The organism is Aminobacter sp. Piv2-1, from assembly GCF_037625995.1.
GTDB lineage: Bacteria > Pseudomonadota > Alphaproteobacteria > Rhizobiales > Rhizobiaceae > Aminobacter.
Genome location: NZ_JARKMU010000015.1, coordinates 25478 through 47230, shown reverse-complemented (window position 1 = coordinate 47230; position 21753 = coordinate 25478). Strand labels below are relative to the sequence as shown.

Here is a 21753-nt window from a genome sequence, read left to right as displayed (position 1 = left end):
TCTCCTCGCGAGGCAGTGTCGCCGGAGTTGCCGGGGGTGCAATGGTGGCCGGCAGGAGGGGCAGGGGGCCGAAACGATTTTGGCCGCAAGCCGACTGTGGCGTTCATCCCTAAGACAAAGCTGAGTAGATCTCAGATTGCGTGCTGAAATCTGCAAGTCGCTCAATCACACCGTCTTTACCTGGTAATTCGGGTATGGTACCCGTTCTCTAGGTCGGTCGCTATACCCGAGGTGGAGTTGGCATGCGCCTTATCAAGAGCCGCGATGTCCCTGCCATGACTGGTCTCACAGCAGACCAGCTACGGGAGTGGACGGTCCGCAGAGATTTCGTAAGGCCGGACGTTCCGGCGCAAAAGCGCGGCAGTCAGGCACAGTTTTCTTGGAAGAGCCTGCTCGTCCTGCGCCTCGCCTCTGTGCTCAGAGTTCGGTTCCATGTTGAGCTCGAAGCTCACCGGGAATTGCTGCAGGCGCTGCGCGGGAGCCTCGATGGCCTATCTTTTCACGCCCTGTGGGGCGGGAGTTTAGTCGTTTATGGCGACGCCAGAGCCGAGTTGGTGACGCCCAGAGTGGCCGCTGCAAGGGAAGGTGAGGACGCAATTGTGCTGCAGCTTGACCCTCACCTCGCCGTCCTATCGCAAGGCCTTGGGCTGCCTGAGCCGGTTGCCCAGCTTACCCTTTTTCCCGTCGTTGGGCTCAAGACGGCGTCCGTACTAGACCAACCTGATCTTCGCCGAACCGAAATCGGCCGAACCAAAACCGAAATCCTCCGCATGGAGGAACGACGATGAACACGCTCAATATCCTCCAAACTGAGTTGGGAAATCTAGGCTACAGCGCCGAGGCGATGATCCGCGACTATACGTTTGCCGACGTCCTGTCCCCAAATGGGGAGGCGCGGCGTGTGGCGCTTGCGGTCTTTACTCAGGTGCCGGAATCCTATCGCTATGCCGCCTTTGGGGTCGTCTCAGACGAGGGGAGACTGCACGAACACCGCGCACTAGGGGCGCCCATCCTCTTTTCGATCGGCCATGACGATATCGGAGTGTGGCGGGTAGGCGTTGCTGGGGCTCCCCAACTCATCGAGCGCGTAAGCCTCGATGACATTCCGGCCCTCTTCGAGCGCTATGCCGAGCGCTGGCAGCCACTGGCCGTGCATCGAGCCAAATCGCTTGGCCATAACCAAGGCGGCTATCAATATGACTTCGTTGATCTAGGTCTCTTGCAGGCGATCGAGCACGAGGTAGAAACCAAGCTCGACGTGCTTCTGCGCGACGTCGTTGGCGACCTCATGGCAGGCAGGGATGCTGAGGAATCAGTGTTTCGAACCACGTTCCGTCTGCTGGCCGCCAAGATTCTACTCGACCGCGAGCACCCAATCGCAACCGGGTGGCATGACGCGAGCGTCGAGGCGGTGCTTTACGGCATCGAGAACTATTATGGCCTCAGCCGCTTTGCCCGCGGTCGGGACGAGGTGCTGGTGCCTGTCGAGGCGGCTAAGGCTTGGCAGAAGCTGAAGGTTGCTATCAATTTCCGAAACATTTCTTCGGACAGTCTCGCCTTCATCTATGAGAACACACTGGTCACCACCGATACTCGCAAACGCTTCGGAACTCATAGTACCCCCTGGCAGTTGGCCGAATATGTCGTCAATCGTCTCGATCTCAGCCGCTTCGACATGAGGGACCTAACCATTGTCGAGCCTTTCTCGGGCGCCGGCGTCTTCCTCGTTGCTGCGCTTCGGCACCTAAGGGATTTGCTGCCCCAAGAGTTCACAGCCGCCGAGCGTCATGCATTGTTGGTACAAAGGATCAGAGGAGCCGAGATTGATTCATTTGCCTGCGAGGTTGCCACGCTTTCGCTAATCCTTGCTGACTATCCCAATGCGAACGGCTGGAAGATCGCCAATGCAGACCTGTTCGAGCACGAAGTTCTCGATACTCACCTAGCCTCGGCCACAATTGTCTTTTGTAATCCACCCTGGGAGGATTTCGGCCTAGAGGAACGCACTCGGTACGACCACCTTGCGGGTTCTTCGATCTCGAAGCCCATGGCGGTTCTGCGGGCTGCCATAGCGGCGCGCCCGCAGGGTCTAGGCTTTGTGCTGCCTCGGGGGTTCTTGCGGCAACAGCAATATGGTGCTTTGCGCCAGGCGCTTGCTGAGCAGTATCAGCGGATAGAGTTAACGGCTCTTCCAGATCGAATTTTTCAGCGCGCTGGACTTGAAGCATCGGTTCTCATTGCGAGTGAGTTGCGACCTGCAAACGCCTATCCGTCGGCCAATCCGAGCAGCGACACAGATGGGCAAGACGCGCCTGGCAGCGCCGTCGCACTGGTTTCCAGCGTGGTGGCAGACCGAGACCGGCTCAGCTTTCTGGCGAATGGCAAGCTCACCTCGGAACGCCGCGGCGTCAGGGCCGTAACGGCTGGGGATCTCTGGATCGGTGAACTTGATGAACTCTGGGAGCTTGTCGCCCGGATGCCCCGGCTCGGTGCTATGGCCGACATCTACAAGGGTCTCAAGTGGCGCAAGAAAGACCGCGGTGTTTCCGCGGAGCCACGAGCGGGGTTCGCGCTGGGCGTGGTAAGGCCGTCCCGTTCGCTTCACCAGTTCGGACTCGACCAGTTCGAGTTCCTCAACATGGACCCTAAGGAGGCAGATCGGCCGGCACCCCTCAGTCGGGCCTGGGACCGGCCCAAGGTGATTTCCAACGTCACTAGGCTTTCGCGGGGGCCGTGGCGCCTCGCCGCGTCGGCAGACGACGCAGGGCTTGTTGTGTCTCAGGCATTTGTTGGGATCTGGCCCAAAATGACAGAGCTTCCCCTCGGTGTCATTGAGGCGGTCTTAAATGGCCCGCTTGCGAATGCCTTTTTGACCGAGCACGCGTCCGATCAGCACATTACCAAAGAGCTGCTTGAGGCGATCCCCATGCCGAGGGGTGACTTTTCTAGGATCGTTGCTGCAGTGAAAAAGTATCGCGACGCTCGCAGTGAGCTGCAGGGGCGAATCCATACCTCTGAAGGGCGTACTCAGCTGCTCAACAGCTTGCTCATCGGAATAGATGCTGAAGTTCTAAAGGCGTACGACCTGCCACCGCGCATTGAGCGACAGTTGCTCGAGTTCTTCCGTGGATGTTCCGGTCGACGCGTAGATCATAATTTTGTGGAATGGATTCCTGAAGACTTTACCGCCTATCTGCCGCTCCATGAGTATATTGGTCCGATGGTCAAAGAGAATCGAGGCAGCTGGGCTCTTGATGTATTCACTCCTGCGCCTGATGATGAGGTTGAACTGTTGAGGCAGTACGTCCATTGATGGATTCTTATTTGCTGGATACGAATCTCGTCTCCGTCCTCTATGATGCAGCACGTCCCAACCATGATGCGGTTCGCAACGCCGTTGCAAACCTTGATCCAGCGTCGGTGAAGATAATCTCCGCCATCACCCTGGGCGAGCTGCGCTACGGCTTGGCACTATCAAAAGCGGCGGGCAAGCCGACCCGGCACATTGAATTGTGCATTGAAAGAACCGAGGACCACCCGCTGGCACAGGTCAATCGCCACACCGCCGACGCTTTTGGATTGGTGAAATCTAGCATTGCCAACCAAAGGGTGAACATCTCCAGCAAGTCCGTTCGCTGGGTGGAAGCCTGGTCCGATCGTGTCACCAGCAAGATGCTGCAGATCGACGAAAATGACCTTTGGATTGCAGCACAAGCTGTAGAGCGCAACCTCGTGGTTATGACCTCAGACACAGATTTCGTTGATGTCATTGCACCCGCGGTATCGCAACTGCGCGTTCATCTCGTCTGAGCTTTGACGCTTGGCGGTCTGGCCTGCGACATTGCCAATTTGCTTGCAGGCGGTGCAGGACATCGCGCTGGCAGGGCTCAGAGTAAGCGGGGACTACGCCTTTTTTCGTTGTCTGCCCTCGCCCTACCTCCCCGCCAGCCCCTTCAGCCTGTACAGCGCGTCCAGCGCCTCGCGCGGGGTCATCTCGTCGGGGCTGAGCCCTTCGAGCGCCTTGGTCAGCGCGTCGTTGGCGACGGGTTTGGGCGTCTCGCGCTTCATCGCCACCGAAAACAGCGGCAGGTCGTCGACGAGCTTGTTGGCCTTGCCCGAGGTCTCGCCTTCCTCGAGCTGGTGCAGCACCTCCTTGGCCCGCGCCACCACGGCGTCTGGCAGGCCGGCGAGGCGGGCCACCTGCACGCCGTAGGATCGGTCGGCGGCACCCTTGCCCACCTCGTGCAGGAACACCACTTCGCCTTCCCACTCCTTCACCCGCATCGTCACGTTGTGCAGGCGGCCGAGCTTGCCGGCGAGCGCGGTCAGCTCGTGGAAATGGGTGGCGAAGATCGCCCGGCAGCGGTTCTTCTCGTGCAGGTATTCGACCGCCGCCCAGGCGATCGACAGGCCGTCGAAGGTGGCGGTGCCGCGGCCGATCTCGTCGAGGATGACCAGCGTGCGCTCGCCCGCCTGGTTGAGGATGGCGGCCGTCTCCACCATCTCGACCATGAAGGTCGAGCGCCCGCGGGCCAGGTCGTCGGAGGCGCCGACGCGGCTGAACAGCCGGTCGACCACGCCTATATGGGCGCTGGTCGCAGGGACGAAAGAACCCATCTGGGCGAGGATGGCGATCAGCGCGTTCTGGCGCAGGAAGGTCGACTTGCCGCCCATGTTGGGGCCGGTGAGCAGCCAGATCGCGCCCCATCTGTCGTTGCCGTCGGGCGAGAGCGTGCAGTCGTTGGCGACGAAGGGTGCTGCCGCCTCGCGCCTGAGCGACTGCTCGACCACCGGGTGGCGTCCGCCCGAAATGTCGAAGGCGAGGCTGGCGTCGACCTCGGGCCGGCACCACGCCTCGTTCTGGGCGAGCAGCGCAAGGGCTTGCGACACGTCGAGCACCGACAGCGCATCAGCGCCTGCGCGGATCGCCTGGGCGTGGCCGACTGCCTCGCCTACCAGCTGGTCGAAGGCGGCGAGCTCGATGGTCAACGCCCGGTCGGCGGCGTTGGCGATCTTGGTCTCGAGACCTGCGAGCTCCGTGGTGGTGAAGCGCATAGCACTCGCCATGGTCTGGCGGTGGATGAAGCGCGCCTTGGCCTCGTCGGTGCCGTTCAGCGCCGCCTGGTTGTTGGCCGTCACCTCGATGTAGTAGCCGAGCACGTTGTTGTGGCGGATCTTGAGCGAGCGGATGCCCGTCTCCTCGATCAGGTCGCGCTCCATGCCGGCGATCACCCGCCGCGACTGGTCGCGCAGCGCCCGCATCTCGTCGAGTTCCGCATTGTAGGCCGCGCGGACAAAACCGCCGTCGCGCTTGAGCAGCGGCAGTTCTTCTCCCAGGGCGGCGTCGAGATGGTCGGCGAAGTTTTCTGGCAGCGCCGATATCGCCGCGATCGCCGTCGCCAGCTCTTTCGGCAGCGCCGCCCCGGCAAACAGCCCGGCAATGGTCCGCGCCGCCGCAAAACCCGAGCGCAGCGCACCCAGGTCGCGCGGGCCGCCGCGGTTGAGCGCCAGTCGCGACAGCGCCCGCGGCATGTCGGCCACGCCCTTCAGGCTGAGGCGCACCGCTTCGCTGAGCCTGGTCTCGCCCATGAACAACGACACCGCGTCCAGCCTTGCGCCGATGGCTTCCGGATCGGTCAGCGGCGACATCAGCCGGTCGGCCAGGAGACGCGCGCCGCCGCCGGTCACCGTGCGGTCGATGGCGCGGAACAGCGAGCCGTCGCGGTTGCCCGACAGCGTACGCAGCAGTTCGAGATTGGCGCGCGTCGCCGGGTCGACGAACAGCGTCGTGCCCGCCTGCTCGCGCTCGGGGCGCGACAGCGGCGGCCGCTCGGCCTTCTGCGTCTTTTCGACATAGGCGATGGCGCCCGAGATCGCCGACAGCTCGGCGCGGGAAAACGCGCCAAAGCTGTCCGGCGTCGCCACGTCGTAGAAGCGCGCGATGCGCTGCGGCGCAGACGTCGAATCGAACAGGCTCGGCGGCTGCGGATTGACGATGCGCCCCACCAGGTCGAACGTCGGGCGCAGATCCTCGTCGTGGAACGCCGGCTCGGCGACGATCAGCTCGCGCGGGTCGATGCGGAAGATGTCGGCGGCGAGCCGCTCCGCCGTCGTCTCGGCGACGCGGAAGATGCCGGTGGAAATCTCGATCCAGGCCAGCGCGAGGGCCGCTTCGCCCGCGCCCTTCACCCGTCCCAGCGCCATCAGGAAGCTGGATTCGGCCGGCGCGAGCAGCTTGTCCTCGGTGATCGTGCCCGGCGTGACGAGCCGCACCACGTCGCGCTTCACCACCGACTTCGAGCCGCGCTTCTTGGCCTCGGCCGGATCCTCGATCTGCTCGCACACCGCCACCCGGTAGCCGAGGGAAATCAGCTTCTGCAGGTAGTCGTCCGCCGCATGGATCGGCACCCCGCACATCGGGATGTCCTGGCCCTGGTGCTTGCCGCGCCTGGTGAGCACGATGCCGAGCGCCCGGCTCGCCTTCTCGGCGTCGTCGAAGAACAGCTCGTAGAAGTCGCCCATGCGGTAGAACAGGAGCGAATCCGGGTTCGCCGCCTTGATCTCGATATACTGCTCCATCATCGGCGTCGGCGCCGCATGCACCTGGGCGTCGGCCCGGGAATCCCCCCGAACTTCCCCAAAGTCAGCTTCCGCGGCGATGGTCGGTCGGTCGTTCACGCACGGCCCTTCAAAAAAAGCAAACCCACCCCTCTGCTTGGCGGTTTACAGCGCCGATGTGTAGCCTTAATCCGGAACGCTCCACACAAAAAGAAATTGTATACAAGGGTAGGGACAATTCTCGCCATGGCAACGAACCGCAAATCAGACAACACCGGCCCCTCGGTCAGTCCCGAGGAGGCGCTCGAGTTTCACGCCATGGGCCGGCCAGGCAAGCTGGAGGTGGTGCCGACCAAGCCGATGGCGACGCAGCGCGACCTGTCGCTCGCCTATTCGCCCGGCGTCGCCGTGCCGGTGAAGGCCATCGCCGAGGATCCCTCCCGCGCCTTCGACTACACCACGCGCGGCAACATGGTCGCCGTCATCTCCAACGGCACCGCCATCCTCGGCCTCGGCAATCTCGGCGCGCTCGCCTCCAAGCCCGTCATGGAAGGCAAGTCGGTGCTGTTCAAGCGCTTCGCCGACGTCGATTCCATCGACCTCGAGGTCGACACCGAGGACGCCGACGAGTTCATCAACTGCGTGCGGTTCCTCGGGCCGTCCTTCGGCGGCATCAACCTCGAGGACATCAAGGCGCCCGAATGCTTCATCATCGAGCAGAAGCTGCGCGAGCTGATGGACATCCCCGTCTTCCATGACGACCAGCACGGCACCGCCATCATCGCCGCCGCCGGCCTCATCAACGCGCTCGCCGTCACCGGCCGCGACATGAAGACCACCCGCCTCGTCTGCAACGGCGCCGGTTCCGCCGGCATCGCCTGCATCGAGCTCATCAAGGCCATGGGCTTCGCGCCCGAGAACGTCACCCTGTGCGACACCAAGGGCGTGGTCTGGCAGGGCCGCACCGAGGGCATGAACCAGTGGAAGTCGGCCCACGCCGTCAAGACCGAGGCGCGTTCGCTCGCCGACGCCATGGACGGCGCCGACGTCTTCTTCGGCCTCTCGGCCAAGGGCGCGCTCACCCCCGCCATGGTCCAGTCCATGGCCAAGAACCCGATCATCTTCGCCATGGCCAATCCCGACCCGGAGATCACGCCCGAGGAAGTGGCCGAGATCCGCACCGACGCCATCATGGCCACCGGCCGTTCGGACTATCCGAACCAGGTCAACAACGTGCTCGGCTTTCCCTACATCTTCCGCGGCGCCCTCGACGTGCGCGCCACCACCATCAACGACACGATGAAGGTCGCCGCCGCAAAGGCGCTCGCCGACCTCGCCCGCCAGGACGTGCCCGACGACGTCGCCGCCGCCTACCAGGGCAACCGGCCGAAGTTCGGCCCCAATTACATCATCCCGGTGCCGTTCGACCCGCGCCTCATCTCGGCGATCCCGGTCGCGGTGGCCAGGGCCGCGATGGAATCGGGCGTCGCGCGCCGGCCGATCATCGACCTCGACAAATACGCCAACGAGCTGTCGGCCCGCCGCGACCCGATCGCGTCCACCCTGCAGCGCATCTCCGACCGCGTCCGGCGCCAGCCCAAGCGCATCGTCTTCGCCGAGGGCGAGGAGGAGCAGGTCATGCGCGCCGCCGTCTCCTACGTCAACCAGAAGCTCGGCACCGCCATCCTGCTCGGCCGCGACGACGTCATCAAGGAGAACGCCCGCCACGCCGGCATCGAGCTCGACAAGCCGGGCATCGAGATCATCAACGCGCGGCTGTCGCGCCGCAACACCATCTATGCCGACTATCTCTACGAGCGCATGCAGCGGAAGGGCTTCCTGTTCCGCGACTGCCAGCGGCTGATCAACAACGACCGCAACCACTTCGCCGCCTGCATGGTGGCGCTGGGCGACGCCGACGGCGTGGTCACGGGCGTCACCCGCAACTACTCGACCGTGCTCGACGACGTCCGCCGCGTCATCGACGCCAAGCCCGGCCACCGCGTCATCGGCGTGTCGATCGTGCTCGCCCGTGGCCGCACCGTCATCGTCGCCGACACCGCCGTGCACGACATGCCGAATGCCGAGCAGATCGCCGACATCGCCGAGGAGGCCGCCGGCTACGCCCGCAGGATGGGTTATGAACCCCGCGTGGCCATGCTCGCCTACTCGACCTTCGGCCACCCCGCCGGCGAGCGCTCCGAGCGCGTCCAGGAGGCGGTCAAGATCCTCGACAAGCGCCGCGTCGATTTCGAGTATGACGGCGAGATGGCGGCCGACGTCGCCCTCAACCACCGCCTGATGCAGCAGCAATACCCCTTCTGCCGCCTCACCGGTGCCGCCAACGTGCTGGTCATGCCGGCCTACCACTCGGCGGCGATCTCGACCAAGATGCTGCAGGAGCTCGGCGGCTCCACCGTCATCGGCCCGCTGCTCGTCGGCCTCAACAAGCCGGTGCAGATCGTGCCGCTCAACGCCAAGGACTCCGACATCGTCAACATGGCGGCGATCGCGGCGTACAACGCGGGGACTTGAGGCTCTCAGCCAGGCGCTAACGCCGAAGCTGCCAATCTCCCCCCTTGTGGGGGGTGAGGAGTGGTTGCCGCAGGCAACGAAAAGCCAATTGCTTGGCTTTTCGAACGACGAACGCCCGGCAGGGCAGAGGGGGGTGCCGAAGGGTGTGGTCCACCGAGCCGCTGAACCGGGCTCCGCCTTGTCGCGTCACCCAACCACGCGTAGCAGGTACTCAGCGACTGTTCTGTCATCGACACAATGCCCGTCGGCTTTGTTAAGGCGATCTAGGCGGTGCCGATGAATGTCGATGACGAAGACATCGACGACGCGGCGGCAAACGGCGTGAAATGAGGGACTTGAGATAATTGAGGGTGGGGCGCTAGCTTAACGCGCGCCCAGTTGGCGCAGGTGTTCTGTTTCAAAAGAAGGTAAAGTTGATGTCCAGTGTCACGGAACATGTTTCCAACCTTTTGAAGGAGCATAGTGGCGCGCCATACTTGTTCATCGGGTCTGGGTTTTCGCGGCGCTACCTAGGTCTGGAGCAGTGGGATGAGCTTTTGGCGAAGTTCTGCACTGGCTTGCGAGAATATGATTACTACTACTCATCAGCGAATGGGGACACGCCCAAAGCGGCTTCCCTGATCGCGAAGGATTTTCATGACTTGTGGTGGAAGGATGACGCTTACAAGGATAGTCGGGATACCTTCAAGGGGGAGGCGAAGGTTGTTTCGTCAGCCTTGAAGGTAGAGATATCGCTCTATCTACGACAAATTTCGCTAAAAGGGATTGCTGACGAGGGCATTCAAAAGGAGATCCTTGCGCTGAGGAATCTCAATGTTGATGGTGTCATCACCACAAATTGGGATTTCTTGCTGGAGGATTTGTTTCCTGATTATCGGGTTTTTGTGGGTCAGGAAGAGTTACTGTTTTCCAATCCACAGGCCATCGCAGAGATATACAAGATACATGGTTGTGCTGGGCAACCGAGTAGTCTGATATTGACCGAAGAGGACTACAAGGGATTTGACGAAAAGAATCCGTACCTGGCAGCAAAATTGATTACAATTTTTATTGAGCACCCAATATTTTTCATTGGGTATTCATTGAGTGACCCTCACATTCAGAAGTTGATATTTTCAATAGCAAAATGCCTTGGTATAGAAAATCTAGAGAAATTCAGTCGCAATCTAATTTTCGTAAATAGAGCGAAGGGAGCGGGTTCGTCCATCCAGAGGACGATTTTCAGCAGTGGCGGATATAGCTTGAATGCGACTGTTATATATACCGACGATTTTTGCGAGGTATACAGCGCGATCGAATCATGCAAACGGAAAATACCTGCTCGGATACTTAGGTACTGTAAGGAACAGATGTATGATTTGGTAAAATCGTCTGATCCAGAAACGAAACTTGCGGTGATAGATTTTGATGAGATCGATTCAGCTGAGGACGTTGAATTCGTTGTCGGCGTAGGGATCGCACAGGGCTATCAGAATCAGCAGGCTGAGGCGGAGAGCGAGGGTCAAAAGATACTTGCTGACCACGGCTACAAGGGTGTTGCTGTTTCCGATGTGTTTGACGACTTCCTCAAAGAGAAGTCGGAATTTGACCCAAAGACTCTTCTTAGAGTTGCGTACCCGATATTTGATAAAAGAAACAACACTTTCATTCCGGTCTTCAGGTACATCAGGGATGCCGGCATAAAAACAAAAGAAGATTTGACGGGCTTCGAGTATGTGGCGGCATATAATGTTGCTAAGAAGGCTCAGGATCGGGGATTTGAAGCAAAATCGTACAAGTCTCAATATGAAAACAGATGGGCAGGCCGCTCAACAAAGGAAATAGTGGAGTGCAATGATCCGGAAAAGGCTGTCGTTTTTATTTTGAACCAGCCGCGAAAGGACATTGATATGGAGGTGCTTAGAGATTTTCTAAAAAGAAACATAGATAATAAGTTTAGAGATCCATATAAAACCTATTTTAGAAAGCTCTGCTGTTATTTTGACAAGATGGCATTCGGATTTGACTTATGAGAAATGTGGCTCGCAAATGAGCAAGGTGGTGCTCTTGAGCGAAGGAGAAGCCCCAGGCGCATGACCGGGGCTTCTGGGGAAGCTTAGTCGCTAATCAGAACTTGTACGCCAGACCAAGCCTGACATCATGGGTCGCGTACTTGATCGAGATCGGGACTGTGGCCGGCAAGTCGCGATAAACGTTGGTGCCGAAGTCGGAATAGCGGTACTCCAGTCGCGCGATGAGATTTGCCGCGATGGTCTGCTCCGCGCCGATTTGCGAGAATTTGTCAGCATCTGTCAGCAATGTGCGTGGAGAAACCCGCCCGTTTTTCCACCCCCTGGAAAACCTCCCGTATCATTCTCCTCGCGATCTTCCACGGGACCCCGGTGCGCACCGGGCATCGGGGGGAAGCGCCGGTGCCGGGCTGGCGGGAGGTCGGTTCTCCTCGCTGGGCGATGAGCCCCCAAGCCCGGGCCTTGCGGCGGCCGGCGGTGCGAACGCATCGCGGCGACTGAGCGGGGCAAGAACACCGGGCGGGGCGCGGACGTCGCGCCACGTTACCAGATTATCGGCAGGCTCGGCCTCGCGCCCCGCTTCCCGAACTTTTTCCCAGCAATGGCCAGACCGGAAACGGGGCGTGGCAAGGACGAAGCGCGCGGCTTTCCCTCCCCCTTGAGGGGAGGGTCGATCCGCGCAGCGGATCGGGGTGGGGTCGCGAGAGGGAGCGCGCGACGCCCCCTCGATGGGGGAGGTGCCGAGCGCAGCGAGAGGGGTAAGATTCATGCCGAGCGCTGCCGCAAACACCGCACCCGCGCCTTTGGCGCGACCTCCCCTCAAGGGGGAGGTGGATCGCCGCTTACAGCAACCCCGCCTGCTCGGCTTCGCGCCGCAAGTTCTGCCGGGGCCGGGGGCCGAGCTGCTGGATCACCAGGCCGGCGGCCAGCGAGCCGAGGTCGCCGCAATCCTTGAGCGAGCGCCCCTGCGTGTAGCCGTGCAGGAAGCCGGCGGCGTAGAGGTCGCCGGCACCGGTGGTGTCCACCAGTTCGCGGATCTTCGTCGCCTCGATGACCACGGTCTCGTCGCCGCGCACGATGACGGAGCCCTTCTCGGAGCGGGTCACGGCGGCGAGCCTGCAATCCTTGCGGATCTGGGCGAGGGCCTCGTCAAACGACGACGTCTCGTAGAGCGACTTGATCTCGTGGCTGTTGGCAAAGACGATGTCGACCACACCCGAGCGCATCAGGTCGAGGAATTCGCCGCGGTAGCGGTCGATGCAGAACGAATCCGACAGCGTCATCGACACCTCGCGGCCGGCGCCGCGGGCGTGCGCTGCGGCCAGCCGGATCGCTTCCTTGGCCAGCGGCGGGTCCCACAGATAGCCCTCGAAATAGGTGACCTTGGCGGCGCGCACCCTGTCGGCGTCGACGTCCTCGGGCCCGAGCTCGACGCAGGCGCCGAGATAGGTGTTCATCGAGCGCTCGCCGTCGGGCGTGACGAAGATCATCGAGCGCGCCGTCGGCGGGGTGCCGTCGAGCGGTTTCGTGTCGAAGGCCACGCCCTGGGCGCGGATGTCGTGGGCGAAGATCTCGCCGAGCTTGTCGCGCGAAACCTTGCCGAAATAGGCGGCGCGGCCGCCGAAGCTGGCGACGCCGGCGGCGGTGTTGCCGGCCGAGCCGCCCGAGGCCTCGATCGCCGGGCCCATGCGCGCATAGAGCAGCTCGGCGCGCTCGGCGTCGATCAGGTTCATCGCCCCCTTGATGATGCCATTGTCGGTGAGAAAGGCCTCGTCGCATTGCGCGATGATGTCGACGATGGCGTTGCCGATGCACAGCACGTCATATTGGCTCATCAGGGTCTCCGCGGCGCTTTGGCCGTAACAGGGCCGACGGATCGGCAAAACGGATTGCCTGTAGCGGCTCGCGGGCCATTTGCCTACCCGGCAATTTGGCCCTGCTGTGCTTGAGGCGGGCGGCGCGGCACCTTATCTCAGGGCGGAAACTGGGAACGACCTCAAGACCATGATCCTCGAAGCCGCCCGCTCCGCCGCCGGCCAGCTCTTCTCGCCCGAGTTCCGCGCGGTGTTCCTGAAGACGCTGGGGCTGACCATCCTGGCGCTCATCGCGCTCTGGTTCGGCATCCGCGAGCTGTTCGACTGGCTGGCCATGCCGTGGATCGACGCCATGCTGCCCGGCCTGCCGGCCTGGACCGGCTGGCTCGGCCTGATCGCGGCGGTCGTCGCGGGCATCGGCCTGGCGCTGGGGTTGGCGCTGCTGGTCGCGCCGGTCACCGCCATCGTCGCCGGCCTGTTTCTCGACGACGTCGCCGAGGTGGTCGAAAAGACCAGCTATCCCGCCGACCGGCCGGGGCAGGCGGTGCCGGCCCTGCGCGCCATGGTGCTGGCGATAAAATTCTTCGGCGTCGTCATCCTCGGCAACTTCGTCGCGCTGCTCCTGCTCTTCGTGCCCGGCGTCAACATCGGCGCCTTCTTCCTCGTCAACGGCTATCTGCTCGGCCGCGAGTTCTTCGAGTTCGCCGCCATGCGCTTCCGCTCGGAACAGGACGCAAAGGATATGCGCCGCCGTCATGCCGGCACGGTCTTCCTCGCCGGGCTGGTCGTCGCCGCCTTTCTCGCCGTGCCGATCCTCAACCTTCTCACCCCGCTCTTCGCCGCGGCGATGATGGTGCACCTGCACAAGGGCCTGACTGCCGCCGAGCTCAGGCCGGCGACGGCGCGGGCGTGACCGGGCTCAGCCCTCGCGGCCGAACAGCGCCTGCAGCTTGGCGTACGCCATGCCGTCGCGGGCGAATTCGAACGTGCCCTGGCCGAGCATCTCGCGCGACGCCCGCTCCATCATGCCGAAGGCGTAGCTCGTAAGCTTGGAGCCGAGCGAGATGCGCTTGGCGCCCGCCTCGGCGAGTACTGCGACCGAGAAGCCCGGCACCGCCAGCACGTTGACCGGCTTCGAGACCGCGCCGCACAGCGTGCGGATCATGCCGATGTCGGTGATGCCGGGCGCATAGAGCACGTCGGCGCCGGCCTTCTCGAAGGCCTGCAGCCGCTTGATGGTGTCGTCGAGGTCGGGCCGGTCCCAGAGGAAATTCTCCGCGCGCGCCGTCAGCACGAAGTCGTGCTTCAGCGCCCGCGCCGCCTCGGCCGCCGCCTGGACGCGCTCCACCGCATGCGGGAAGTCGTAGATCGGGCTCTCGGCCTCGCCGGTATGGTCCTCGATCGAGCAGCCCGCGAGCCCGGCGGCCTCGGCCGCGAAGATCGTCTCGCCGGCACTTTCGGGGCTGTCGCCCTTGCCCTTTTCGAGATCTGCCGACACCGGCAACCCGGTGGCATGCGCCATGTCGCGGCAGTGGTGGATCATCGTCTCGAAGCCGATCTCACCGTCGGGCAGGCCGCGCGAGAAGGCGAAGCCGGCACTCGTCGTCGCCAGCGCCTCGAAGCCGAACGAGGCGAGCAGGCGGGCGGTACCGATGTCCCACGGGTTGGGGATGATGAAGGCGCCCGGCGCCTCGTGCAGTTTCCGGAAGACCTCGCCCTTGTCCATGTCAACGCCCTCGAGCTGAACCGACAGGCCGATACTAGACTGGAGTGCGAGACGCCTCAAATCCGATTTCAGGCGATGGGGATAAGTCCTGCCAGCCTGCGCATGTCGTCGAACAGCACGGCACCGCTCGCCTCGAGCCCGTCGCGGTCGGAATGCGGATCGCCGTGATAGCCGAACACGCGCATGCCGGCGGCACGCCCTGCCTGGGCGCCGGCGACGCTGTCCTCGACGACGATGCAGTCGGCGGGCTCGAAGCCCATCGTGCCGGCGGCATGGAGGAAGAGGTCCGGGAACGGCTTGCCGCGCTCGACCATGGTGGCCGAGAACAGCACGTCGCGGAAATGGGGCAGCAGGCCGGTCTGGCCGAGCGTCATGTGCATCTTGTCGATGCGCGCCGACGAGGCCACGCAATAGGCGATGCCGGCGGACTGGACGGCGGATACGAAGGTCTCGATGTGCGGGATGGCCTGCACGCCGCTCGCAAACAGGCCGGGCAGCTCCCGATACCAGCGCTCGACGAAGTCGGGGCCGAGGCTGACGCCCGTCGCCTCGACCTCCTTCTGCACCGATACCAGGCTGCGCCCGACGAACTGCCTGCGGCAGTCCTCGTAGCTCACCGGATAGCCGGCCTCGGTCAGCCAGGCCGACAGCCGCCGGTTGGCCAGCGGCTCGGTGTCGACGAGCACGCCGTCGCAGTCGAAGATGACCAGCCTGGGCCGGCTCATGCCGTGCCGGTCGAGCCGAAGCCGCCATTGCCGCGCTCGGTCGAGCCGGCGAGGCTGCGCTCCTCGATCGCCACGCGGGTCACCGGCGCGATCACCATCTGGGCGATGCGCATGCCGCGCTCGACATAGAAGTCCTCGTCGCCATGGTTGATCAAGAGCACCTTGACCTCGCCGCGATAGTCGCTGTCGATGGTGCCCGGCGTGTTGAGGCAGGTGATGCCGTGCTTGAAGGCGAGGCCCGAGCGCGGCCGCACCTGGCCCTCGAAGCCCCCGGGGATCTCGAAGATTAGGCCGGTCGGCACCAGCGCGCGCCGTCCGGGCAGTATGAGCAGCGGCCGGTCGTCGGCGACGGCGGCGCGCAGGTCCATGCCGGCCGCACCCGCGCTTTCATAGGCGGGCAGCGGCAGGTCGCCGGCATGCGGCAAACGAACGATCCCGACGACGGGGGCGGAAGAGTTTTCGGTGGCGGATTTCATGGCGGCGATCCTATGGGACGGAGGTCGAGGAACGTCAATCCCGATCTCCGCATGGCTCGCGTGCAATGACAAGCCTGTGTGTTTTTTGCGCGGCGCTCGCGGCGTGAACCCTTTGCCATGGCGGCGACACAAACGGATGTCGAAACTCTGCCGGGTGCGATTCTGCCCCGTTTACGATTTGTTATCCATGCTGGCCGACTCTGGACGCGGACTTGCGCCCGTTCTGCGGGCCAAAGATTGAGGTCGAAGTACCATGTGCCGGTGGGCCGCCTATCTCGGTGAAGAGGTCTTTCTCGAAGACATCGTTTCCGTGCCTTGCCATTCGCTGATCGCCCAGAGCCATTGCGCCCAGGAAGCCAAGTCTCCGACCAACGGCGACGGTTTCGGTCTGGCCTGGTACGGCGAGCGGCCGGAGCCGGGCCTCTACCGCGATATCCTGCCGGCCTGGTCGGACCCCAACCTCAAGAGCCTGTGCCGGCAGATCAAGTCGAGCCTGTTTCTCGCCCATGTGCGCGCCGCAACCGGCGGCGGCACCAGCCGGGCCAACTGCCACCCCTTCGTCTCGGGCCGCTGGAGCTTCATGCACAACGGCCAGATCTCGGGCTTCGAACGCATCCGCCGCCGGCTCGAGGCGGGCGTCTGCGACACGCTCTACGACCAGCGCCATGGCACGACCGATTCAGAACTGTTCTTCCTTTTGATGCTGGAGGAGGGGCTGGATACCGACCCGAAAGGTGCGGTTGCCCGTGCTGCGCGCCGCATCATCGAGGCATCGGAAGCGGCCGGCATGGCCGCCTCCTTCAAGCTGACGGCGGCGTTCAGCGACGGGGAGAACCTGTTTGCGGTCCGCTATGCCACCGACGCGCATGCGCCGACGCTCTACACACGCGACGGCGCCACCGGCCGCTGCATCGTCTCGGAGCCCTTCGATCGCGAGGGCGAAAGCTGGCAGGCCGTGCCGCCGTCGAGCTTCGTCACCATGACGCGGGACGGAATGTCGGTCAGCCCATTTGCGCCCGCCGCCGCGGGCCGGGCGGCGGCCGCGGAGTAGACTTTTCTTGGATAGCCCAAGGCGGGACGACCGCTCGGAGGAGCGCTCTGCCGTTGTACCCCCACCCCTAACCCCTCCCCACTGTTTGGACCGGGGACTTCTCTCAACCTGCGCCCAAGGCCATCTTCGGCACTCCAGTGGCAACGGCGGCAAAATCGTCCCCCCTCTCCCTTGTGGGGGGACGGGCGCCTCTCAAGCTCGATTGGCTTGCCCTAATGATGGGTCAGCGCCTTGTTCATCGGCTCCCAGTACATCTTCGACCAGCCTTCATCGAGGCTGGCATGTGCCGTCCGCGGATAGCCGTTCTGGTCGAAGACGAGCCTGGTGCCGCCGGCCTCGGCCTCGAGCTCGAAGCGGACGACCGAATAGATGCCCTCGGCCCAGTGCCGCGAGCGCCACGCCTGGACGATGCGGCGGTTGGGCACCAGTTCGAGGTTGCGGGCTTCGATATCGCCGCCGAAGATCGACACCTCGCCGCCCTCATGCGTCGAGATGTGGGCCGAGCGCCCGCCCGTCATCGCCTGGAAGCGGGCGGAGTCGAGAAGCAGGTCGTAGATGTCCTTCGGCGTGCCCCTGAGATGCACTTCCTGATGGATGGTCATGGCGACCTCCCCTGGATGTGGACAACGCTTTTGCCGACATTTTCGGCCTGTCCGGGGTAGTCGTCAATCTGGACGTGCGACCGGCGCAAGGCCGCATGTCCAGGCAAGGGAGGATTAGGCTGCCGCGTCGGCTGCTGCGCCGAAACCCACGAGGATACCGCCCCAGCCCCCTTCGGAGCCGAGCATGGCGGCTGTCTCGTCGGCCTTGTCGCCCATGTTTTCCAAAAGCCGGTGTTCGAGTTCGACCCGCGTGCCGCCTTCGGCGAGCGGCACGAAGTGGACCTCGACCTCGGTGAGCAGTTTGGGGTCGTATTTCCAGTCGGCGCCGATACGCCAGGCGAGCAGGATGCGCTGCGGCGGCTCCCAGGCGATGACGTCGCCCCACGGGCATTCGCTGCCGTCCTCGCCGGTTTCGTACCAGCGGCCGCCGACGCGCGGCTCGATGGTCGCCGTTTTCTGCGGGACCGAGCCGATCGAATGGCCCTTCGGCCACCAGCTCGAAAATCCTGCCGTGAAGACCTTGAAGGCACGCTGGGGCGCGGCCTTGACGGTGACCGAGCGGCGCACCGGCGACGGCGAAATCGTTGTTGTCATGTCTCGTTCTCCCTGTCTTCCTTGATGCTGTCGTCTTCTGGCCGGTCGGCCGCCAGCCTGAATTCGTCGAGCGCCTCGGCCCACAGCCGGTCGAGCCAGGCGCGCATGCGCCCCAGACCGGCCGGGTCGATGTGGTAGATGTTGCGGGCGCCCTGCGGTTCCATGCGCACCAACAGCGCCTCCTTCAGCACCTTGAGGTGCTGTGACACCGCCGACTGCGACACCGGCAGCGTGCGCGTGATCTCGGCCACTGAGCAGGGCCGCTGCGCCACCCGTTCGAAGATGGTTCGCCGGGTAGGGTCGGCCAGAGCCGCGATCTGCGAATAATCATAAGCCATGACTAATCATAAGTACAAACTGATTATTAGTCAAGGATGGCGTCGGTCTCACCATTTTGTGCTGTAGGGCGGGCCGCCGGCCAAGGCTCCTGACAGTCCGCTGGCAGCAGGCTGGTGTAGCGTGCCGCCACGATTCGTCGGGGCTGACGGGGCAGGACAGGATGAGCATATGGACGACACCGCGACCCAGGCCGCGCCGGCGCTGAAGGAAATCTTCGACCGGGCCCGCTTCCAGCGCATCGCAGCAGAGATGGCGGCGATCGCGCCGGGCTTCGACCGCGAGCGTTTCATGATGTTGGCCACGAACGATCTCGACGCGCTCGGCATCATGCAGCGGCTGCGTCAGACGGCCGAGGCGCTGCGCGGTGCCTTGCCGGGCGACTTTGCCCGCGCGATCGAGGTCTTGCGGGACCTCGCGCCGCGCATCGGCCACGGCTTCGCGTCCATCGTTCTGTCGGAGTTCGTGGCGCTGTACGGCCGGGCGGAATTCGACCGCTCGATGGCGGCGCTGTGTCATTTCACCCGCTTCGGCTCGGCCGAGTTCGCCATCCGCCATTTCCTCGCCGACGATTTCGACCGAACGCTGAAGGTGATGCGCGGCTGGGCGCTCGACGACAACGAGCATGTGCGCCGCCTCGCCAGCGAAGGCTCACGCCCGCGCCTGCCGTGGTCGTTCCAGCTGAAGAACCTGATTGCCGACCCGTCGCCGACGCTGCCGATCCTGGAGGCGCTGAAGAGCGATCCGAGCCTCTATGTGCGCAAGTCGGTGGCCAACCATCTCAACGACATCAGCAAGGACAGTCCGGATCTGTTGCTCGAGTGCCTGGCGGGCTGGGACATGGCCGACAGGAACACCGCCTGGATCGTGCGCCACGCCTTGCGGACGCTGATCAAGAAGGGCGATCCGAAGGCTCTTGCGCTGATCGGCACGACCGGCAAGCCCGAGGTCGACGTCGCGGCATTTGCCGTGACCCCCGCGTCGATCGCGCTGGGCGGGCGCATCGCGCTCAAGACCAGCATCGTCTCGACCGCCAAGGGGCCGCAGCAGCTCGTGGTCGACTATGCGGTCCACTACGTGAAGAAGGCGGGCGGCACTTCGAAGAAGGTGTTCAAGCTCAAGCAGATCAGCCTGCCGCCGGCCGGACGCAAGGAGCTGGAGATCGGCCAGGCGGTGCGCGACTTCACCACCCGCAAGCACTATCCCGGCCACCACCGCGTCGAGCTGATCGTCAATGGCGAGACCGTCGCCGAGGGCGGGTTCGATCTGCGGGGATGACACCTTTAGAAATGGCGCGACGTTGATGCCTCCCTCCCCACAAGGGAGAGGGAGGCGCCTGCCGCGCCAACGGCAACTGTCCTGAATTCAGCCGAGCTCGTAGCAGCGCCGCCGTGCGTCCATTTCCTCGACAGGCGCGACCACGGCTGTTAGAAGCCCCGCCATCACAAGGAATCCCCGATGGCTGAAGACATCGAAAAGGCGGTGGCGCGCCGCCGTACTTTCGCGATCATCGCGCACCCTGACGCCGGCAAGACGACGCTGACCGAAAAGCTGCTTTTGTTCGGCGGCGCGATCCAGCTCGCCGGCGAGGTCAAGGCCAAGAAGGACAAGATCCAGACGCGCTCCGACTGGATGAAGATCGAGCGCGAGCGCGGCATCTCGGTCGTGACTTCCGTCATGACCTTCGAGTATGGCGACAACGTCTTCAACCTGCTCGACACGCCCGGCCACGAGGACTTCGCCGACGACACCTATCGCACGCTGTCTGCGGTCGACAGCGCGGTCATGGTCATCGACGCCGCCAAGGGTATCGAGCCGCGCACGCTGAAGCTGTTCGAGGTCTGCCGCCTGCGCGACATCCCGATCATCACCTTCGTCAACAAGATGGACCGCGAGGCGCGCAACACCTTCGAGATCCTCGACGAGATCGAGGAGAAGCTGGCGCTCGACACCGCCCCGATCACCTGGCCGATCGGCCAGGGCAAGACCTTCTCCGGCACCTACCACCTCGCCCAGAACGCGGTGCGCCACGGCGACGACGAGAAGGAGCGCACGCCGGTGCACGGCCCGGATTCCAACCGCGCCGCAGGCCTCTTGCCCGACAACGACCGCCCGCCCTTCATCGAGGAGCTGGAGCTGGCGCGCGAAGCGTGCCGGCCGTTCGATCTCCAGGCCTTCCGCGAAGGCCATCTGACGCCGGTCTATTTCGGCTCGGCGCTGCGCAATTTCGGCGTGCGCGACCTGATCGAGGCGCTTGGCGAGTTCGGCCCGGCGCCGCGCGCCCAGGAGGCCGACACGCGCAAGGTCGAGGCGACGGAAGGGAAGATGACCTCCTTCGTCTTCAAGATCCAGGCCAACATGGACCCCAACCACCGCGACCGCATCGCCTTCGTCCGCGTCTGCTCGGGCGAGCTCAAGCGCGGCATGAAGGCCAAGCTGGTGCGCACCGGCAAGCCGATGTCGCTTTCGGCGCCGCAGTTCTTCTTCGCCCGCTCGCGCATCACCGCCGACGAGGCCTATGCCGGCGACGTGGTCGGCATCCCCAACCACGGCACGCTGCGCATCGGCGACACGCTGACCGAGGGCGAGGACATCCTGTTCCGCGGCGTGCCCAACTTCGCGCCCGAGATCCTGCGCCGCGTGCGCCTCGGCGACGCGATGAAGGCCAAGAAGCTCAAGGAAGCGCTGCAGCAGATGGCCGAGGAGGGCGTGGTGCAGCTGTTCCAGCCCGAGGACGGATCGCCGGCCATCGTCGGCGTCGTCGGCGCGCTGCAGATCGACGTGCTCAAGGAGCGCCTCAACGTCGAATACACCCTGCCTGTCGATTTCGAGATGTCGCGCTTCTCGGTCTGCCGCTGGATCGGCGCCGACGACAAGGCCGACCTGCAGCGCTTCGTCGAGAGCCATCGCGGCGACATCGCCCGCGACCTCGACAATGATCCGGTCTATCTCGCCCAGCACGAGTTCTCGCTCAACTACGAGGCCGAGCGCTGGAAGATGATCCGCTTCGCCGCGATCAAGGACTACCAGGTCCGCGACAAGGCGGCTTAGGCCGAACGCTCTGCCTGACCTGATCTTCTTTCGCCGGCCGCCTGCCGGCGAATCTTGCATGGTCGATTCCTGTTTGGCGAAAATAAGAGCGATGTTTTGTCGCAAGTATCTTAAATATCTGGCTCTAAGCCAAAACATTATAAATTCTTGCGATGCCGAATATATATTCAGTTATACAATGCTTCTTGTTTTGAGTGTATGAGAATGTATTAATGTTGCATGCATGCCCGCTCGGACGGGCGTGGCGGTGTTCCGCGGGGGGCGGCACACGTCAGG

The 21753-nt window shown here is 63.6% G+C and carries 18 protein-coding genes; 9 read left to right on the top strand and 9 right to left on the bottom strand.

What is annotated here, in order from left to right; all coding sequences use genetic code 11:
- Positions 1 to 242 precede the first annotated feature (242 nt).
- From AmiPiv_RS22800 to AmiPiv_RS22790, 3 genes are read left to right on the top strand one after another with little or no spacing between them, the layout of a single operon-like run.
- Complete coding sequence (locus tag AmiPiv_RS22800; protein WP_340041176.1) at positions 243 to 788, top strand: hypothetical protein; 546 nt, start codon at positions 243 to 245, stop codon at positions 786 to 788.
- On the top strand, positions 785 to 3313 hold the full coding sequence (locus tag AmiPiv_RS22795; RefSeq protein WP_340041174.1) for an N-6 DNA methylase: 2529 nt from the start codon (positions 785 to 787) through the stop codon (positions 3311 to 3313). Before AmiPiv_RS22800 ends, AmiPiv_RS22795 begins: the two co-directional genes overlap by 4 nt.
- Before the next feature lie 11 nt (positions 3314 to 3324).
- Positions 3325 to 3810, top strand: a complete 486-nt coding sequence (locus tag AmiPiv_RS22790) for a PIN domain-containing protein (RefSeq protein WP_340041171.1) — start codon at positions 3325 to 3327, stop codon at positions 3808 to 3810.
- 123 nt (positions 3811 to 3933) lie between these two features.
- Here AmiPiv_RS22790 and mutS read toward each other — a convergent pair whose 3' ends face one another.
- Entirely contained in the window at positions 3934 to 6582 is a 2649-nt protein-coding gene (gene mutS / locus AmiPiv_RS22785; RefSeq protein WP_340041303.1) for a DNA mismatch repair protein MutS, read from the bottom strand.
- A 222-nt stretch (positions 6583 to 6804) separates the two neighbouring features.
- Here mutS and AmiPiv_RS22780 point away from each other — a divergent pair, with 222 nt between their 5' ends.
- Entirely contained in the window at positions 6805 to 9093 is a 2289-nt protein-coding gene (locus AmiPiv_RS22780) for an NADP-dependent malic enzyme (protein WP_340041169.1), read from the top strand.
- Between the two features lie 416 nt (positions 9094 to 9509).
- Positions 9510 to 11105 (top strand): SIR2 family protein, encoded by a 1596-nt coding sequence (locus AmiPiv_RS22775; RefSeq protein WP_340041167.1) that lies wholly within the window; start codon positions 9510 to 9512, stop codon positions 11103 to 11105.
- 94 nt (positions 11106 to 11199) lie between these two features.
- Here the strand turns inward: AmiPiv_RS22775 and AmiPiv_RS22770 are convergent, their stop codons facing one another.
- Positions 11200 to 11391, bottom strand: coding sequence for an outer membrane protein (locus AmiPiv_RS22770; RefSeq protein ID WP_340041165.1), 192 nt, complete (start codon positions 11389 to 11391; stop codon positions 11200 to 11202).
- A gap of 553 nt (positions 11392 to 11944) precedes the next feature.
- A complete protein-coding gene (locus tag AmiPiv_RS22765) occupies positions 11945 to 12937 on the bottom strand; it encodes an adenosine kinase (RefSeq protein WP_340041163.1) in 993 nt (330 codons plus the stop codon).
- Positions 12938 to 13106: 169 nt separating this feature from the next.
- Between AmiPiv_RS22765 and AmiPiv_RS22760 the strand changes: the two genes are divergently transcribed.
- Positions 13107 to 13829: a sulfate transporter family protein gene (locus AmiPiv_RS22760; protein ID WP_340041161.1), complete on the top strand. Its 723-nt coding sequence runs from the start codon at positions 13107 to 13109 to the stop codon at positions 13827 to 13829.
- A 6-nt stretch (positions 13830 to 13835) separates the two neighbouring features.
- Here the strand turns inward: AmiPiv_RS22760 and AmiPiv_RS22755 are convergent, their stop codons facing one another.
- The 3 genes from AmiPiv_RS22755 to dut all read right to left on the bottom strand — a co-directional run bounded on the left by AmiPiv_RS22755 (position 13836) and on the right by dut (position 15843).
- Positions 13836 to 14642, bottom strand: a complete 807-nt coding sequence (locus AmiPiv_RS22755) for an isocitrate lyase/PEP mutase family protein (protein WP_340041301.1) — start codon at positions 14640 to 14642, stop codon at positions 13836 to 13838.
- 68 nt (positions 14643 to 14710) lie between these two features.
- The gene (locus AmiPiv_RS22750; protein WP_340041159.1) at positions 14711 to 15367 is read right to left on the bottom strand and encodes an HAD family hydrolase; all 657 of its coding nucleotides are present in this window, start codon (positions 15365 to 15367) and stop codon (positions 14711 to 14713) included.
- Positions 15364 to 15843, bottom strand: a complete 480-nt coding sequence (gene dut, locus AmiPiv_RS22745; protein ID WP_340041157.1) for a dUTP diphosphatase — start codon at positions 15841 to 15843, stop codon at positions 15364 to 15366. Before dut ends, AmiPiv_RS22750 begins: the two co-directional genes overlap by 4 nt.
- Positions 15844 to 16096: 253 nt before the next feature.
- On the opposite strand from dut, the gene AmiPiv_RS22740 reads away from it, so the two are divergent.
- The gene (locus tag AmiPiv_RS22740) at positions 16097 to 16894 is read left to right on the top strand and encodes a class II glutamine amidotransferase (protein WP_340041155.1); all 798 of its coding nucleotides are present in this window, start codon (positions 16097 to 16099) and stop codon (positions 16892 to 16894) included.
- 212 nt (positions 16895 to 17106) lie between these two features.
- Here the strand turns inward: AmiPiv_RS22740 and AmiPiv_RS22735 are convergent, their stop codons facing one another.
- From AmiPiv_RS22735 to AmiPiv_RS22725, 3 genes are all read right to left on the bottom strand, one after another.
- Entirely contained in the window at positions 17107 to 17496 is a 390-nt protein-coding gene (locus AmiPiv_RS22735) for an SRPBCC domain-containing protein (protein WP_340041154.1), read from the bottom strand.
- Positions 17497 to 17610: 114 nt separating this feature from the next.
- Positions 17611 to 18090, bottom strand: a complete 480-nt coding sequence (locus tag AmiPiv_RS22730) for an SRPBCC family protein (RefSeq protein WP_340041153.1) — start codon at positions 18088 to 18090, stop codon at positions 17611 to 17613.
- Positions 18087 to 18428, bottom strand: a complete 342-nt coding sequence (locus AmiPiv_RS22725; protein ID WP_340041151.1) for an ArsR/SmtB family transcription factor — start codon at positions 18426 to 18428, stop codon at positions 18087 to 18089. Before AmiPiv_RS22725 ends, AmiPiv_RS22730 begins: the two co-directional genes overlap by 4 nt.
- A 169-nt stretch (positions 18429 to 18597) precedes the next feature.
- Between AmiPiv_RS22725 and AmiPiv_RS22720 the strand changes: the two genes are divergently transcribed.
- Positions 18598 to 19704: a DNA alkylation repair protein gene (locus AmiPiv_RS22720; protein ID WP_340041149.1), complete on the top strand. Its 1107-nt coding sequence runs from the start codon at positions 18598 to 18600 to the stop codon at positions 19702 to 19704.
- Between the two features lie 180 nt (positions 19705 to 19884).
- Positions 19885 to 21477 carry a peptide chain release factor 3 gene (locus AmiPiv_RS22715; RefSeq protein WP_340041147.1) on the top strand — a complete coding sequence of 531 codons (1593 nt, stop codon included), beginning with the start codon at positions 19885 to 19887 and terminating at the stop codon, positions 21475 to 21477.
- Positions 21478 to 21753: the final 276 nt, after the last annotated feature.